Here is a 14,365-nt window from a genome sequence, read left to right as displayed (position 1 = left end):
GCCTATTGGAACGGATCGTCCCGTGATCGTCGGATATGCGCGCGTCAGCACCCTGGAACAGGAGGCCGGCCTGGAGGCTCAGGTTCGAGACTTGACCGCGCTCGGCTGCGAGAAGCTGTATCGGGAGCAGGTGTCATCGGTGGCGCCCCGGGCCCAGCTCAACGCGGTGCTCGACTTCGTCCGCGAGGGTGACACCCTGGTGGTGACCAAGCTGGATCGGCTCGCTCGGTCCGTCTCCCATCTAGGTAGGATCATTGAGGTCCTCGAGGCGAAGCGTGTTGCCCTACGCATCGTCAACCTCGGCGTCGACACGTCGACTCCCACCGGCAAGCTGATGCTCAACGTCATGGCCGGTGTCGCCCAGTTCGAGCGCGAGATGATGCTGGAGCGCCAGCGCGAGGGGATCGCGAAGGCAAAGGGCGAGGGCAAATATCGAGGCCGGAAGCCAACCGTCCAGGCGAGGGCGGCGGAGATCGAGGCGTTGGCCGGCCAGGGGCTCAGTATGGGGGCCATCGCCGCGCAACTCGGGATCGGCAAAGGGTCCGTGCATAGAGTGCTCAACCCGAAGGCTTCAGCTTGATCCGGGACGAAGCGGCGCGATATTCTGTGACGTCGCTGCTGGCCTGAGCCGGTACCGTACATGCCATAGGGCCCCTGAGAGGGTGGCCGCGGGCACCTCACCGGATCACCGGAGGCCCGCGCATGTCGACCGAGACCCCCACCCGTTCGAGACCGGGCCGCAAGCCGAGCATCGCCATGCATCCTGCATGTGCCGAGATCGAGCTCGCCCGCGCGGCCGGGGATTCCCTTCAGACGATCGCGGACCGGTTCGGCGTCGGCCGCGCATCCGTCGATCGCCATTGGCATGCCCTGCCGCCGGAGCATCGAGCCCGCCTCTCCGAATTGACCACTGAGCTGCAGGAGTACGAGGCCCGCATCCGGGAGGCCTACGCCGCCCTCGTTACCCTTCCGATGCCCCCGAGCGCGGCGGCCCGCCGGCGCATGGTCGCCGACACGGTAGCGCGCTCATGACCGTGCCGAGACGGACCCGCGGCGATTTGAAGGCGGCCGGCCGCAGCATGGCCATTGAGGCCGTGGACGCGATCGCGCAGCACGTCGCCAGCCTCACCCCGGACGAGATGGCCGACAATACGCGCATCGACGCCCTGACAGATCGGGCGGCCGATGCCGCGGTGAATATGGCCGAGACCTATCTGGAAGCCGGCATTCCGGCCCCGTGGGTGAAGGCCTTCCTCAGCACATTCCACCGCACGGCGACCGACCGCCTCGACGCTTACGCACTCGCCGCCCGCGCCGCGAACGGCAACGCAGGGACACCCCATGCCGTCCATTGAGAGCATCCGCCGCGTCACGATCGCGTACCAGAGCACCGGCGCCGACAAGGTTCGAGCGGATGCCGACGCCGTTGCAGCCGCTCAGACCCGCATGGGGGAAGCGGCGGAGGCGGCCAGCATCACCACCGACACGGCGAGCAAGCGCACGCTGAGCATTGCCGGCGCCTATGATCGGATGGTGGCTAAGATCGACTCCACCGCTCGGGCGCAACAGGCCATGGAACGAGGGATGCGTATCGCGAACGCGGCGTTTCAGCAGGGCGTTGCCGATGCCGCCAGCTATGAGCGGACGGTGGGCCTGCTTCAGTCCCGTTTCGGCGGCTTGGAACAGGCGGCGATGCGCGCGGGACAGGCGCAACAGCGGATGTGGCGCGACCTCGGGGACCAGGGATCGAAGGCCCTGGCGAATGTAGAGGCGGCCCGGAAGCTGTCCGGCCTCGGCATGCCGGCGGCGGCCAACTCGAACGGCGGGCACAGCCAGATCAGCGACGCCTACCGCGGACAGCTTCTCCAGGACCTCGCATTCCAGGGGAAGGATTTCTTCGAGCAGGTCATTTCCGGCGCCTCCCCGATCCGCGCCGCACTCCAGCAGGGTCCGCAGGCGCTCGCTATCGCCCAGATGGGAGGCCTCGGCCCGAAGGACATCGCCGCCGGCTTCGGGGAGAAGCTCGGATCGATCGCGGATGGCGCCACTTCGGTTGCCTCGAAGCTCGGCCCGGTCGGTCTGGCGGTCGGTGCGGTCACGGCTGCCCTCGGCACCGGTGCTGCGGCGCTGGCGGCCTATGAGCAGCAGCAGAAAGACCTATCCCTGTCGCTCGCCGGCATGGGGCGCGCGTCCGGCACGTCCCTCGGCCAGATCAACGCCATTGCAGCGGCATCGGCCGGCCCGGCGGGGCTCAGTGTGTCGGCGGCGCGGGATATGGCGGGCGAGTTCGCCTCGACGGGCCGGATCGGCTCGGAAATGTACGGCAAGCTCCTGAGCGCCGCCCGGGATTATGCGACCACGACCCGCCAGGAGCTTCCGGAGGCTACGAAGGCGCTGGCGGAGGCTTTCGCGGATCCCACGGCCGGCGCCGCGAAGTTGAATGCGCAGCTCGGCTTCCTCGACGCGGAGGCTCAGGAGACGATTTCCCGCCTCGACGCACAGGGCAACCGGCTCGGCGCGCAGCGGGCGCTATTCGATGCCTTTGCGGGCTCGGTGGAGAAGGCGGACGCCCGCCTCGGGTTCTTCTCCCGTCAATGGCAGGAGTTCAGCAGGAACACGAGCAACGAGTTCGATGCGATCGGCAAATTCGTCGACCGCGGGCTCGGTGGCGGTGACGCTGAGCAGCGGATGAAGGCGCTCCAGGGGCAGCTCGACTTCCGGCAGCGGAATAAGGGCGCGGCCGGCGGGCTGTTCGATAGCCTTCTCGGGTTCGATGAGGGGCAAATCCGGGCTGATATCGCGAAGGTGCAAGGCGAGATCGATCAGGCCGCGCAGCGCAGCCGCACCTCCGACCTGGCGCAACGTAGCCTCGCGGTGAACCGGATCGTGCAGGGCGCCAACCCCGAGGGCGAGGCGCTCAAGAAGGCCCAGGACGCGGCCACGAAGATCCGGACCGACCTTGCCGCCGGCGTGATCGACCCGAACGGAGAGAGCCGGCGCACCATGGAGGGTTTCGAGGCATCCGCCCGCCGGATCGCGGAGGACCTGAAGGCGGGCGGATCGGCCATGGCAGACAGCCTCCGCCGGGCACAATTCGACGCCTCGCAGGTCGGACGTTCCGGGCTCGGCCGTACCTCGGCGGAGATCGAGTTCGAATTCGCCAACCGCCAGCGGGACCTTGAGGCCAAAAACCTCGAGCCGTCCAAGCGGTTCGAGCAAATGCAGACCTTGGAATTGGAACGGGTCACCCGGCTCCAGACCGCGCAGCGCGAGGCCACGATCGCGGAGACGCAGCGCTCCGGCCTCATCAACACCGTGCCGGCGAACCTACGGCAGTTCTACCTCGACGCGGCCGCTCAGACCGGCGTCCCGCTGGATTACGGAATTGCGGTGTCGAAGGCGGAGTCGAGCTTCAACACCTCCGCCCGGCCGAATGACGCGCGCAGCCATGCCTATGGCCTGATGCAGCTTCAGCCAGGCACGGCGCGGGAAATGGGGGTCGACCCGTCCGACCCCGCGCAGAACGTCTTGGGCGGCTTCCGCTACCTCCGGCAGCAGCTCGACCGCGCCAACGGCGATCAGGCCTTGGCGTATGGCTATTACCACGATGGCCCGAACAGCTCCGGGGACTCGGCCGCGGCCCGGGCGGCTTATGCCCGGATCCAGCGCACCATGAATGCGCCGACCACAAGCCAGGAGATCGCTGGGACCGACACGCGGGCCCGGGCGCTGGAGAATGAGAACCGGCTTGTGGAGCTCAATTCGCAGTTCCTCGGCCGCAACGGCGCGGCGCTCGATGCCGCCACCCGTGAGCAGCAGCTCCTCAATGAGGCGATCAGTCAGGGCCGGGACATCACCCCGGCGCTCCGGAAGGAGTTCGCCGAGACGTCGGCGGCCATGGCGAATGCCACCCGAACCCTCGCAGGCACCCGGGCCGGCCGCGATCTGGAATTCGACCGCGATCAGCTCGGCCGGGATCGATACGACCAGGGAGCCTTTGCGAAGGCTCGCTCGACCTTCGGCGATACCACCAGCCCGCAGGCAACCGCATTCATCGGTGCGGCCCGGGACAACGCCATGTTGAGCGATGCTCGCACCACCCTGACGGATGCGGCGACGTCATTCGCCACCAGCCTCAGCCACGGCACGAACGCCGCCAGTGCCTTCAGCAGTGCCCTATCCCGGATCGGGGACAAGATCCTGGGCGGCGCGATCGACAGCCTGATCGGGAGCGCGTTCAAATCCGGCGGGGGGCTCGGTTCGTTGTTCGGCTTCTCCGAGGGAGGTTACACCGGTCCGGGCGGGCGTCTACAGCCGGCCGGCGTCGTGCACGCAGGCGAGGTAGTGTTCTCGCAGAACGACGTTGCCCGATGGGGCGGCCCCCACGTGGTCGACCGGATGCGGCGCGGCTTCCCCGGCTATGCCGATGGCGGCTTGGTGACGATGCCAGCCATTTCAGGTCCCGTCCCACCTGTGCCGGCGGCTAACGTGAATGCGCCGGCGCCGAGCGGCCCCGTTCAGATCGCGATCGACGCCCGCGGCGCTCAGGGGAACGCAGAGGTGCAGGCCGCCATCTCGCGCGGCGTGTCTCAAGGCCTTCAGACCTATGACACGCACCTGCAGCGCAGCATTGGCGGATACGTCGCGAACCACAAGCGCCGGTACGGCTGAGCCTGAGGAGATCACACGATGCCCCAAGCAGTCGGAACCGCGGTCCTGGGCGAGGTCGGACTCGCTTCTGTGGCCGCTCTCGACATCGGCTTCGGCCTGACCGGCGGAACGATCCTTGGCTATTCGATCCTGACGGCGGCGACCGGCAGCCTGACCTTCACCCTCACGACAGCAGAGGAGCGGACCGATGACAGCGGTGAATGCGATCCTCAGGCCTGAGGCCGGCTACATCATCTCGGACGGCCAGACGTGGGACGGCTTTCTGGGCCAGCCCGGATGCGAGGGCGTCTCTCGGCCGAAGGTGCTGCCCCTGCCGCACATGAATGCGGCCATTGGCGTGCGAGGCTGCGCGGCGCTTCTCGTGGCGCTCTATTCCCGCATCGTCCACAACCGGACCGACCTCGGCGACGTTGTGGCCCATCTCGGCGACGATCTGCGGGACACTGTGACCGCCATGCGGGCGAGGGCGCCCGATCTGACAAGCCACGATGTGGTGGTGGTGGGCTGGCGGTTCGGCGCGAACTATCCGAGCTGTTACCTCGTCTGCGACCATGCCAAGCATGGGCTCCAGCCTTTCGAGGTGGCCTCGACAGAGGGCGTTGTGGGGCCGAATGACGGCAGCCTCCTCGCCCGGATGGGCGGTGTGAACTTCCTGCGGGACGACTCGGGCTTCGATCCTGAGACCGGTGCGGCCTCGCTGATCAGGGCTCAGCAGCAGATGCCTGGCAGCTTCGTCGGTGACTTCGCGCAGATCACGGCCGTGTATCGGGACCGCATCGAGACCCGGATCCTCGACCTGCCGGACGATGAAGAGCCCCCGCGCGTTTCACGGCGTGAGGAGCTATTCGCTCTCATGGCCGGATCCTGACGCGATCAGAAATCACCTGCCGAAAGGTCCGGCGGGTGAAGGCTCGGCCCCGGGAGGACGCCCGACATCGGTCCCGGGGTCGGGCAATTCCAGGTTGGATCGGAGCCACCAGGGCCACGCGCATTTCCAATAGAGCGCGCGCCAGCCTCAGCGGCGCAATTCGTTGTAGCGATTCACGAGGTGGCGGATCATGCAGTTGCCCGCCTCCAAGTCCCCACCATTCCCGCCGTTCCGCTCAACCTGTGCGGCCGCCTCATCACATACGGCCTTCGTGTAGGCTTCCCACGTGGCCTGTCCCTTCAGAACGGCCCGCTTCTCCGCGTTGGCGCGCTCAGCCCCCGACATCCCCCCTATCGAGCCATAGGCGACCGTAGCCTCGGCGTCGGCGAGGCGCTTCTTCAGCTCCGCCTTCACGCGGATGCGGAGCGCCTTGGTCTGATCGTAGAGGCAGTCAGACTTGCCGACGTGCGATAGGTCGCCCTCGCAGCGCCCGACATACGTTGCGGTACGCTCTTGGTACGGTTTCAACGTGGGGTCGTCTGTCGGCAGGCCTTCGGCTGCCATGGCTGTCGACAGGCTAGCACCGGCCAGGAGGATCGATAGAAACGCGACTCGCATCCCTCAGACGTACCCGAATCCTGGGACGGGCAGCAGGCTGTGTCGGCTCCGCGACACTGCCGAACATCGTGCTGTGGACGACGCTGTTTGCCCGTGCATGATCAACGTTCGAGCGCGATGAGGATCAACTGACACCCGATCCGATTGCCATGCTCGCTCTGCCCCAAGCCTTTGTCCACCGGCACCGTGAAGAGGTTGCCGTACTCGTTTCCTCAGCCATGTTCTTGGCTGGCGCGATGGTCATTGTCTGGACAATGAGTCTCTGAACCCTCTTCCACCCGGTGAAGGCATGAGCCAAGCCAGCGATCCGATACCCGAAGCCGTGTCATCCCTGATTGCGGCTGGTTATATGGTTGAGCCGTTCGTCGAGGATCCTTGCCTTTGGCGTGTGAACGGTGAGGTGATGACCGGCGCCGAGCTTCTCGACGAGGCGACGCGAATGGGTCTCATGGACGGCTGAGGCCACCTCCAGTAGCTCTCATCCGGTGAGGGGGTAGCACGATGAGAGAAGTGCAGAGGATCGTCGACGCGATCGCCACCCTCAAACGTGCTCTCGCGCGGGCCGGGATCAATGCACCTTTCGCCATTGAATTTGACGAGGCGGCCGCCGGCTCTCGGCTGGCGGCCATCATCACGCGCGATCTGCCGTTAGAGGTCATTAGCTCGCGGCAAACTGGTCTCGCTCCGGAGCTGTCTGGGAAGCGGCGGGAGCAGGCCGAGATCAACGGCGTTAAAGTGCGGTGGCCGGGCCGCCCTGCTCGGTCCGGACCGGCCTCGGTTGACGAGTGACCGTCACGTAGCCCCAGGCTTGTCCCGACACCCGCCACGACCTCGGCGCCGAACGACAAAGCCATGAGCGACGATCCTGAAGCCACGCATGAGCGTGCCGCGATCCAGCACATGATGCGGCGCTTGCATGGATTCGCGGGCGGGCTCGGTCTGGACGAGGCAGCCACGCGGCGCATCGCCGAGGCGGTAGCCGCTGATATGCCCATTCGGACCGACGAAGAACGGGTCGTGGAGGCTCAGACTCGGCTGGCTGCGGCATTGATGGCGTCGCGCATGGGCGACGAAACTGATCCGGTCCTCAAGGCCGTCGCGGCCCTGAAAGCCGCCGGCATCGCCGTCGAGCCGGTTGGAGAGGAGATGGACCGGTGGCGTATCGGCGACCTGCTGTTCAGCGATGCGGAGATTGTGAGGATCGCCATGAGCCGGGGGCTGATGGAGGACCCCGATGCCTGGCGATGCTTCCAACCCCTTCGGCCTGACCCTCCCGCTGCGGATCGTGCAGCTGGAGGAGGCCGTGAAGGTGATGGATTCGGGTGACGTGGTCGCGGCCTACATCTACGTGGCGGCCGGTCGGGAGCGGCAGACCCAAACGAGGCGGGTCTCGCCCGCGGAGGGACTCGCGGCGGCGAAGGTGATCGCACGCGCGCTGACCGATGCGATCGAGCGCGGCTCCACGTCGTGACCGACGAGCAGGGCGGCTACCTGCAGGCGCTCTCGTCTGCGCTCATGGCACCGCTGGCAGATCGGGCAGAGCATCGGCGACGTCCGCGTGATGCAGGCCCACGAGGATGCCATCGCCTACCTCGACCTGCTGATCGCCACGAAGAAGCAGCATGCGGCAGAGGATGAGGCGGAGCGGCGGGCGACCGGAGGAGCCGGAGGGGCGTCGTTCAACCGCTCGGGATCGGGACGCTGACGCTCACATCGACCCGGCAAACGACCCCGTCTGCGCCATCCAGAACATCTAGATGCCACGTATCACCGAGCATCTGGCGATACCCCTCGTCCTTCAGGATCTCGCCAGCGAGCTGGACGCCCATAAGTCGCGCAGCGTCCTGATCGGCCAGTTCTGTGCCCTCGGTGTCGATCTCGCTGCGACCATCGTGGACGTTGAAGAAGTAACGCGGCACCCGCGCCTCCATCCTGGCTCCATCATGGGCGAACCCACGCCCAGGACGATAGTTCGGTCCAGTTTCAGACAGAGGTTAAGCGTTGCCGAGCGAGACACGTGCCACCGGCGCCTCAACGGGCGCGAGCAGCAAATTCCCAGACGGGAGGCCCCCAGGTCTGACCCGGCTTCGTCCGGTAGCCGGAGAAGCGGTCGAACACGATCCGGTCAGGCTCGACACCGACCACCGGCCGCTCGTTCACCATCAGCGCGCCGGCATATTCCACGCGCAGGAAGCCGTGCTCCGGATGGACCCCGAACAGCTGCTCCGCCGTCCAGCCGAGCCGGTGCGCCTCGGCGCCGTGCTGGTCGAGGAAGGCCAGCGCGTTCTCGCGCATCACCTTCCACTTCGCCGGCAGGAGATACCGACACGGCGAGGCATGCTCGGACAGGCGCTCGATCTGGTCGCGCCAGGAGGCGACGGTGGGCTGGAGGTCTGACATTGTCGTAGAGGTAGGCATACTGCGTTAACGAGGCACCACCCATCTTAACTGGGAGCCACGAGGCGCCTTGGTCGAGCCAAGTGTTGCTGCTACAGGTTGGGCCTGACGAAATGGGCGCTGCAGAATCGATGATCGCGAGTGCGAGCGACCAAAGGGGTGACGAGCCGCTTGTGTCGCCGCTGATCGAAATGCGGATGTCGCTTCAATTTGCGACGTTGGGATCGCTGCGCACACCCTACATAGGCCTGCTGTGGAGCAAGCTTCGGGACCGCTACTTTCAGGGTATTGAACAACCTCCTATCCCGCCTGTTTTCGAGACCTTCGGCGGTCCTCCCAACGCTGGCGTACCGCAGCTGAACATCCAGTTTAACGCACCAGTCCCCCGCATCGTGTTCGAGGGAAACGATGCCGGCATGTACCTGCACGTTCAGCAGGACCGGCTGATGCTCGTTTGGAGCCGCTATCCCACGGAGCAGCCTTATCCTGGCTACGAAGCCATGCGCGATAGGTTCGCGTCAGAAATTCGCGTAGTCCAGGATTTTCTCGAGGCCGAGAACCTAGGCGAGATCCAGCCGAATCAGTGCGAGCTCGTCTATATCAACGCGCTCCTGCTCCCCGGTGACGCCGCTGTCCATGAGCACCTGGATCGCGTGACGCCGCTCTGGCAGCCCATTGACACCGGCCTGCCGTTCGAGTCCGCGCACATGCTGAATCGGTATATTATCTCGTCTGGCGGCAAGCCGACCGGGCGCTTACATACCTCATTCTCGCCTGCGGTGCTCACCGCTACCGGCGAGCCGAATTACCAACTTGAAATTGTAGCTCGCTGTCGCCCGGAAGGCGTGGCAATTGCCTCAGCATTCGCTACGTTCGACGAAGCGCACGATCTGATCGGCCGCGCGTTCAAAGGTGTGACGTCCTCAACGGTACGGGCGTCGGGAGGAGATTGATGGCCGCGAGCTCAGCGATCGCTCGGCAATATCGCCCCGATGGCTTTGGGGTGCCGGTTTCTGGCGCCCTTGATGCGCGGCCGGCCATTGGCGAAGCTATGAGCTTCTCGCGCATGCGTGCGTATGAGAGCAGCTTCAATTCGAATTGGCAGCGCGAGGCGATGAGCAAGATCATCTCGCTGATCGAGATGCCGCAGAATTGGGACGGCTATGGCTCGTCCCCACTGCGTCGGGACACCGGCATGTTTGCGCTGCAGGTCCTTCAGGATGTCATGCAGCCGCGCACGCCCATGCCCGCAATCGTGCCGTCCGCTACGGGAGTGCAGTTTGAGTGGCACGAGCGCGGCATCGATCTTGAGCTGCACGTGTCCGCACCATACGCATGCGAGATCTGGTTCGAGGATCACACCGGCCAGCACCAGCCGGTTTCGGATGAGCTGTCCAGCGATCTCGCTCCTGCGCGTAATGCAGTAGCGGTTCTGACAAGACGCTGAAGCACCGCCGCGGCGCATGTCCAGCAACATCGCCGGGCGCTTGATTGAGGATGCGATGGAGCTTTACCGTCGCGTCCGTCCTGATCAGGTCGTGGAAGACAAGAACACGGGGGAGCTACGCCCATCCTCCGCTGTCTTTCGAGATCCGAGCATGTCTGTGGACGTTGCGGAATTCCTACGCGAAGACGGACTTGACCATAATTGGTCACTTCGCGAATTCGCTGGTTATTCACTCGCCCGGTTCACAGCCGCCTACGCCCGCTCTAAGCAGCAGACTGTGGTGCATACGCCAATTATTGAGGATCCGGCTAACCCGTATCATGCTGAGGTAGTCGGACATAAGACTCCTGGCACTGCACGGCAAATGAGCAAAGATGTTGCATGGGCTCATCTTGAGCCAAAATCATAAGCACACCTCTGCTGCTTGGCCCACGAGCGCCACGCCCGCTCGGCCCCGCCCCGATCTGCTCACGGGGCGGGGGAGCGCCCGATCTCACCAGCGTGTGAGCCGAGCCGATACGCAACTTGGCTCGGCGGCTGCTCGCGACCCATTGCGGAGGTCGGAAACCTTCGCTGAGAAACGGTGCTACTCGATCGCCTCGTTGGCTTTCCTCTCCGGCGCCTTCTCAATGACGATGAGCACAGAGCCGCTCAGGATGCTCTTACCGGCTGCGTCGCGAACTTCAGCCCGGTACTGGGCAGCGGACCGCCCCTTGTGCTCGAACCTGAGCATGTCGGCCAAAGTCTTGCGGACAACCGCCCACACGGCAGCCTCGTCCGGCAATTCGTGGCCGACGTCATCTATGGCGACGATGCTGTCGAACGTGTCGATGAAAAAGCGAGGCATTAGGCCCTCCGCGCCGCAGGCGGGAGCACGCGCCTCTCCCAGCCGCCAGCGCCTACGATCAATCGGCCGACAGTTACTTCCTGTGCCACATGCAACCGAAGAGCGCTATAACGCACGTTTGAATTGCACGTTACGTGGCTGCGAGAGCTGAGTTAATTGAAGCCGCGCGCCACAACTGCTGATAGAAGCTTAAACGCCTCACATATGTAACAAAGCGGAACTTGTTTTGGATTGGGGTTTTGCCCCGCGCGTACAGGAGAGCGGTATCGGAGCGACGATCGGCTGATGGCGGGAGGAAGCCTCACGGTTCCTCGGTTTCAGCATGGCCGAGCCGCGAGGGGAGCAAATGTCCAATCCGCTGATCATGAAGCTGGAATACGGGGCGCGTCTGACAGACAACGACCGTGCCGTCCTCCAGGACCTCACCAGAAAGACCCGCCGTGTCCCACGGCGTTCGGACATCAGCACCGAAGGCGAGCGGCCCGAGAACGTGCACCTCGTCATGGAAGGCTTCGCCTGCCGCTACAAGACCCTTGCCGATGGACGGCGCCAGATCATGGCTTTCCTGGTGCCGGGCGATTTCTGCGACCTGCATGTCGCCATCCTTGGCGAGATGGACCACAGCATCGGCACCGGCTGGGGCTGCACCATCGTAGACATCCCGCGCTCCGCGATTGAGGATCTCACAGCCCACCATCCCCGCATCACGCGAGCGCTGTGGTGGGCCACCCTGGTCGACGAGGGCACGCTGCGTGCGTGGCTCGTCAACATGGGGCAACGCGATGCCGACCGGCAGATGGCGCATCTCGTCTGCGAGTTGCTCGTGCGCCTGCGAATGGTTGGCCTCGTAAGCGACGGTAGCTTCGCGTTCCCGATCACCCAGGATGATCTCGCAGACACACTGGGTATCAGTGGCGTGCACGTGAATCGGGTTCTTCAGGACCTGCGTTCCCAGGGCCTGCTCGAATGGAAGAGCAGGCGCCTTTACATCCCGAACGTAGAGCGGCTGATGGCCTTTGCGGAGTTCGATCCGAAGTACCTCCACCTCAAGCGACGCAAGAACGACGAACGTGTGCTCTCGGGCACGTCGTAGACCGGCTTCTCCGGAACGTCCGCGTCCGCAAGGCTAAGGTCTGTTCGCCCCTCGCTCCGAACCTAGCGCGAAAGTACTAAGCGGCAGACCTGATCGACCGACATAAACCGACCCGATACGCAACGCGGATCGAGGAGTAGGATGGGCAGCGACGGTGACCGGGCCGTGACGGGACGGCCAACTCCGGCGTCCCGCGCGGGCCTCAGTCTGCCCGAGAGGGACAAGCGATGTCGAACTTCCAAGGGCGCGACGCGCGTGAGATTTCAATGGCCAGCGGTATGGTGGTCTCCGGGCTGGGCGAGCTCATGATCACCAAGGGACTGATGACCCATAAAGAGGCTGCGGCCCTGATTAAGGCCGCGCAGGGCGGCGCCACGGTTCATCCGACCGTCGCGACCCCTGGCGCCTTTCTGGTGATGCACGAAATAGGTCAGCTCTGGGCGGCGACTGACGCTCGCAGGCCTTGAAACGAAAAAGCTCGCGCCGGCGGACCGGGCGAGCTGAAGGTTACGGGCAGCAGCTGTTGCTGGCTGAAACCCAGCATCCTACCCCGCCGTGCCGCGAGCAGGTGCCTTGGCGATGTTGGCTGAAGCTCCAGTCCCCATCCCGGCAGTGAGCTGTGGCATCCTGCGGTTTGGAGCAGCCCGGTCCTTTGGCATGCTCTGGGCGAGGAACCACGCAGCCATCGCGGTTGGAATAGGTGCCGCCCTTCAGCTCGTCCGGTGTGAAGAGCTTGCACTCGCGGGCCAGGGCGGCAGGCGCGTGCACAAGGATTCCGGCGCCGAGGAGCGCAAAGGTGACCAGCCTGAACTTCATCTGCATGCTCCGAGGCGTAATCGCGCCGGAAAATGCAGTATCCGTGATCGCTTCGGGCGTCCGTTGTGCCGACTACACAGCCCGGGACGAAAAAGCCCCGCGCGGCGGTGCCGGCGGGGCTTCAGAGGGTAGTATCCTGGAAGTCAGACAGTCACAGCCTCAGCCGCCATGTCGGCTCGCACATCAGCCGGCAGCTCGGCAAAAGCATGATACCCGGCTGCCTGCGCCGCAACGTCGAGCGCCCGATCGGCGCTGTCGGCCTGCCCCGTCCAGAGGACCGCGCGGCTGCTCTTCTGCCTCACCTGAAAGATGGTCATAGATACCTCTTGCTGAGCCAATCGGGCTTTGGCAGATCAAGAGGTGATCGCTGACGTAGGTTCCGCGGATTGTCTCCGCGTCCAGCAAGAGGAGATGAAATAGCCCCGCGCCCGGTGCCAGCGAGCGCTTCGAAGGAGCCTACCTGTCCAGCCTGGTGCCGGTGAATGTGAGCGTCCCCGCATAGACTCGGCAGCCCTCCTCATCACGGACTGTCACCGTAACCGCTTGATTGTCGCCGTAGCCCGAGGTGATCAACTCCGCGACGTCGGACAGGCTCGCCATGACCTTCTCACGAGCCGCTTCCACATTCTCGCATTCCAGGCCTTCTCCATCGCGCTGGAGCTCGCCATCGTGGATGTCGAAGTAGTAGCGAGGCACGCGAACCGCTCTCCGTCCGTTGGCTGGACGTGGTCAACTCACGGCTGGGCACCCAGTTCTGCGGTATATTAAATTCAGTTTGTGCCTCTGGCAGATCGCGGCACTGAAGAGGGTTGCTAAACCCAGTTGAGGCACTACCGAGTCATTCAAGCCGCAGTGTATTTCATGATGCCCGAGTATACGGTGCGGTCGTCTTCACTCCTAATCAATATCTCATGAGGGCAGCTTTCGCCAACTTTGCGTACTTCATCAACAATAATTTCACAGAGTGCACGCTTGGCATGCTGAACCGCGGCCTGAAGATCAGCGCAATCTATGAATTTTTCATCGAGCGTATTGCGACCCTCGTCGATTTCAAAGAAGTAGCGCGGCATATCGCTCTCCGTTGATCTGAGAAGGAGCGCACGCAGCTTCCGGTCGCTGGCGCGAAGTCCCAATGTAGCCGCTGGGCTCGCTCTGCCATCACCCGATTGAATGATCGCGCGCACGAAAAACTGCTTTGACTGTAGGCTAGCGCCAGCGGCTCCCGCATGGCACCTCAGTGACATGACGAAGTCCACTGCTCAGACCTGCGAAGCGAAGATCGACGGCGTCTGGCGCTTGATCAGCAGCGCTGAAGCGAAAGGCGTCTACGTCATGGCACTCAAGCGCTGCCCGTCCTGCCACGGCGCCGTGGTATTCTCGGGGTCATACGCTGATAATGGCACTCGGCAATTTAGCCACCGCAGGGTCCATACCGGCTGCCCTCTGGACCCAAAGCGATATTCCGGAACGCCATCGCCGCATCCGCAGGCGCTCACCTGAGGCGGGCCGACGTCGTTGCCTTATCAAATGATAGAAGCCCGCCCGGATGGGACCCGGGCGGGCTTATGCGACTGCGGCGGCGAGGCCGCACCGGTGTACGGGAACGAT

At 64.6% G+C, this 14,365-nt stretch carries 24 protein-coding genes; 16 read left to right on the top strand and 8 right to left on the bottom strand.

Annotated features, from left to right (window positions below; translation table 11 throughout):
- Window positions 1–22: 22 nt before the first annotated feature.
- The 6 genes from ABIE45_RS04790 to ABIE45_RS04765 all read left to right on the top strand — a co-directional run bounded on the left by ABIE45_RS04790 (window position 23) and on the right by ABIE45_RS04765 (window position 5,539).
- A complete protein-coding gene (locus ABIE45_RS04790) occupies window positions 23–580 on the top strand; it encodes a recombinase family protein (protein WP_192709744.1) in 558 nt (185 codons plus the stop codon).
- Window positions 581–702: 122 nt separating this feature from the next.
- Window positions 703–1,032, top strand: coding sequence for a hypothetical protein (locus ABIE45_RS04785; RefSeq protein ID WP_192709745.1), 330 nt, complete (start codon window positions 703–705; stop codon window positions 1,030–1,032).
- 26 nt (window positions 1,033–1,058) lie between these two features.
- The gene (locus ABIE45_RS04780) at window positions 1,059–1,355 is read left to right on the top strand and encodes a hypothetical protein (RefSeq protein ID WP_373622174.1); all 297 of its coding nucleotides are present in this window, start codon (window positions 1,059–1,061) and stop codon (window positions 1,353–1,355) included.
- Entirely contained in the window at window positions 1,342–4,671 is a 3,330-nt protein-coding gene (locus ABIE45_RS04775; RefSeq protein ID WP_192709747.1) for a phage tail length tape measure family protein, read from the top strand. Before ABIE45_RS04780 ends, ABIE45_RS04775 begins: the two co-directional genes overlap by 14 nt.
- Window positions 4,672–4,689: 18 nt before the next feature.
- A complete protein-coding gene (locus ABIE45_RS04770; RefSeq protein WP_192709748.1) occupies window positions 4,690–4,890 on the top strand; it encodes a hypothetical protein in 201 nt (66 codons plus the stop codon).
- Window positions 4,859–5,539 (top strand): hypothetical protein, encoded by a 681-nt coding sequence (locus ABIE45_RS04765; RefSeq protein ID WP_192709749.1) that lies wholly within the window; start codon window positions 4,859–4,861, stop codon window positions 5,537–5,539. The genes ABIE45_RS04770 and ABIE45_RS04765 overlap by 32 nt, the downstream gene beginning before the upstream one ends.
- 147 nt (window positions 5,540–5,686) lie before the next feature.
- On the opposite strand, the gene ABIE45_RS04760 is transcribed toward ABIE45_RS04765, so the two are convergent.
- A complete protein-coding gene (locus tag ABIE45_RS04760; protein WP_192709750.1) occupies window positions 5,687–6,067 on the bottom strand; it encodes a lysozyme inhibitor LprI family protein in 381 nt (126 codons plus the stop codon).
- A 379-nt stretch (window positions 6,068–6,446) separates the two neighbouring features.
- Between ABIE45_RS04760 and ABIE45_RS04755 the strand changes: the two genes are divergently transcribed.
- From ABIE45_RS04755 to ABIE45_RS04735, 5 genes are all read left to right on the top strand, one after another.
- Window positions 6,447–6,617, top strand: a complete 171-nt coding sequence (locus tag ABIE45_RS04755; protein WP_192709751.1) for a hypothetical protein — start codon at window positions 6,447–6,449, stop codon at window positions 6,615–6,617.
- A 50-nt stretch (window positions 6,618–6,667) separates the two neighbouring features.
- The gene (locus ABIE45_RS04750) at window positions 6,668–6,946 is read left to right on the top strand and encodes a hypothetical protein (protein ID WP_192709752.1); all 279 of its coding nucleotides are present in this window, start codon (window positions 6,668–6,670) and stop codon (window positions 6,944–6,946) included.
- A 63-nt stretch (window positions 6,947–7,009) separates the two neighbouring features.
- A complete protein-coding gene (locus ABIE45_RS04745) occupies window positions 7,010–7,483 on the top strand; it encodes a hypothetical protein (protein ID WP_192709753.1) in 474 nt (157 codons plus the stop codon).
- A complete protein-coding gene (locus ABIE45_RS04740) occupies window positions 7,470–7,628 on the top strand; it encodes a hypothetical protein (RefSeq protein ID WP_192709754.1) in 159 nt (52 codons plus the stop codon). Before ABIE45_RS04745 ends, ABIE45_RS04740 begins: the two co-directional genes overlap by 14 nt.
- Before the next feature lie 87 nt (window positions 7,629–7,715).
- Window positions 7,716–7,862 carry a hypothetical protein gene (locus tag ABIE45_RS04735; RefSeq protein WP_192709755.1) on the top strand — a complete coding sequence of 49 codons (147 nt, stop codon included), beginning with the start codon at window positions 7,716–7,718 and terminating at the stop codon, window positions 7,860–7,862.
- Here ABIE45_RS04735 and ABIE45_RS04730 read toward each other — a convergent pair.
- Window positions 7,837–8,076, bottom strand: a complete 240-nt coding sequence (locus ABIE45_RS04730; protein WP_192709756.1) for a hypothetical protein — start codon at window positions 8,074–8,076, stop codon at window positions 7,837–7,839. The genes ABIE45_RS04735 and ABIE45_RS04730 overlap by 26 nt on opposite strands.
- A gap of 112 nt (window positions 8,077–8,188) precedes the next feature.
- Window positions 8,189–8,557 carry a hypothetical protein gene (locus tag ABIE45_RS04725; RefSeq protein ID WP_192709757.1) on the bottom strand — a complete coding sequence of 123 codons (369 nt, stop codon included), beginning with the start codon at window positions 8,555–8,557 and terminating at the stop codon, window positions 8,189–8,191.
- A gap of 170 nt (window positions 8,558–8,727) precedes the next feature.
- Here ABIE45_RS04725 and ABIE45_RS04720 point away from each other — a divergent pair, with 170 nt between their 5' ends.
- From ABIE45_RS04720 to ABIE45_RS04710, 3 genes are read left to right on the top strand one after another with little or no spacing between them, the layout of a single operon-like run.
- The gene (locus ABIE45_RS04720) at window positions 8,728–9,507 is read left to right on the top strand and encodes a TIGR04255 family protein (RefSeq protein ID WP_192709758.1); all 780 of its coding nucleotides are present in this window, start codon (window positions 8,728–8,730) and stop codon (window positions 9,505–9,507) included.
- The gene (locus ABIE45_RS04715) at window positions 9,507–10,001 is read left to right on the top strand and encodes a hypothetical protein (RefSeq protein ID WP_192709759.1); all 495 of its coding nucleotides are present in this window, start codon (window positions 9,507–9,509) and stop codon (window positions 9,999–10,001) included. Before ABIE45_RS04720 ends, ABIE45_RS04715 begins: the two co-directional genes overlap by 1 nt.
- Window positions 10,002–10,017: 16 nt before the next feature.
- Window positions 10,018–10,410, top strand: coding sequence for a hypothetical protein (locus tag ABIE45_RS04710; RefSeq protein WP_192709760.1), 393 nt, complete (start codon window positions 10,018–10,020; stop codon window positions 10,408–10,410).
- Window positions 10,411–10,587: 177 nt separating this feature from the next.
- Here the strand turns inward: ABIE45_RS04710 and ABIE45_RS04705 are convergent, their stop codons facing one another.
- Window positions 10,588–10,848 (bottom strand): hypothetical protein, encoded by a 261-nt coding sequence (locus tag ABIE45_RS04705; protein ID WP_192709761.1) that lies wholly within the window; start codon window positions 10,846–10,848, stop codon window positions 10,588–10,590.
- Window positions 10,849–11,194: 346 nt separating this feature from the next.
- Here ABIE45_RS04705 and ABIE45_RS04700 point away from each other — a divergent pair, with 346 nt between their 5' ends.
- Together ABIE45_RS04700 and ABIE45_RS04695 are read left to right on the top strand one after the other, a co-directional pair.
- The gene (locus ABIE45_RS04700) at window positions 11,195–11,941 is read left to right on the top strand and encodes a Crp/Fnr family transcriptional regulator (protein ID WP_192709762.1); all 747 of its coding nucleotides are present in this window, start codon (window positions 11,195–11,197) and stop codon (window positions 11,939–11,941) included.
- A gap of 227 nt (window positions 11,942–12,168) precedes the next feature.
- Window positions 12,169–12,408: a hypothetical protein gene (locus tag ABIE45_RS04695; protein ID WP_192709763.1), complete on the top strand. Its 240-nt coding sequence runs from the start codon at window positions 12,169–12,171 to the stop codon at window positions 12,406–12,408.
- A gap of 40 nt (window positions 12,409–12,448) precedes the next feature.
- Here ABIE45_RS04695 and ABIE45_RS04690 read toward each other — a convergent pair whose 3' ends face one another.
- The 4 genes from ABIE45_RS04690 to ABIE45_RS04675 all read right to left on the bottom strand — a co-directional run bounded on the left by ABIE45_RS04690 (window position 12,449) and on the right by ABIE45_RS04675 (window position 13,827).
- Window positions 12,449–12,757 (bottom strand): DUF3761 domain-containing protein, encoded by a 309-nt coding sequence (locus ABIE45_RS04690; protein ID WP_373622173.1) that lies wholly within the window; start codon window positions 12,755–12,757, stop codon window positions 12,449–12,451.
- A gap of 143 nt (window positions 12,758–12,900) precedes the next feature.
- A complete protein-coding gene (locus tag ABIE45_RS04685) occupies window positions 12,901–13,074 on the bottom strand; it encodes a hypothetical protein (RefSeq protein WP_192709765.1) in 174 nt (57 codons plus the stop codon).
- Window positions 13,075–13,213: 139 nt separating this feature from the next.
- Entirely contained in the window at window positions 13,214–13,453 is a 240-nt protein-coding gene (locus ABIE45_RS04680) for a hypothetical protein (protein ID WP_192709766.1), read from the bottom strand.
- 146 nt (window positions 13,454–13,599) lie between these two features.
- On the bottom strand, window positions 13,600–13,827 hold the full coding sequence (locus tag ABIE45_RS04675) for a hypothetical protein (RefSeq protein WP_192709767.1): 228 nt from the start codon (window positions 13,825–13,827) through the stop codon (window positions 13,600–13,602).
- Window positions 13,828–14,365: the final 538 nt, after the last annotated feature.

It is taken from the genome of Methylobacterium sp. OAE515 (genome assembly GCF_041806315.1).
Taxonomy (GTDB): Bacteria; Pseudomonadota; Alphaproteobacteria; order Rhizobiales; family Beijerinckiaceae; genus Methylobacterium; species Methylobacterium tardum.
The sequence above is the reverse complement of the archived record's forward strand: the minus strand, read 5'-3'. Positions and strand labels throughout refer to the sequence as shown.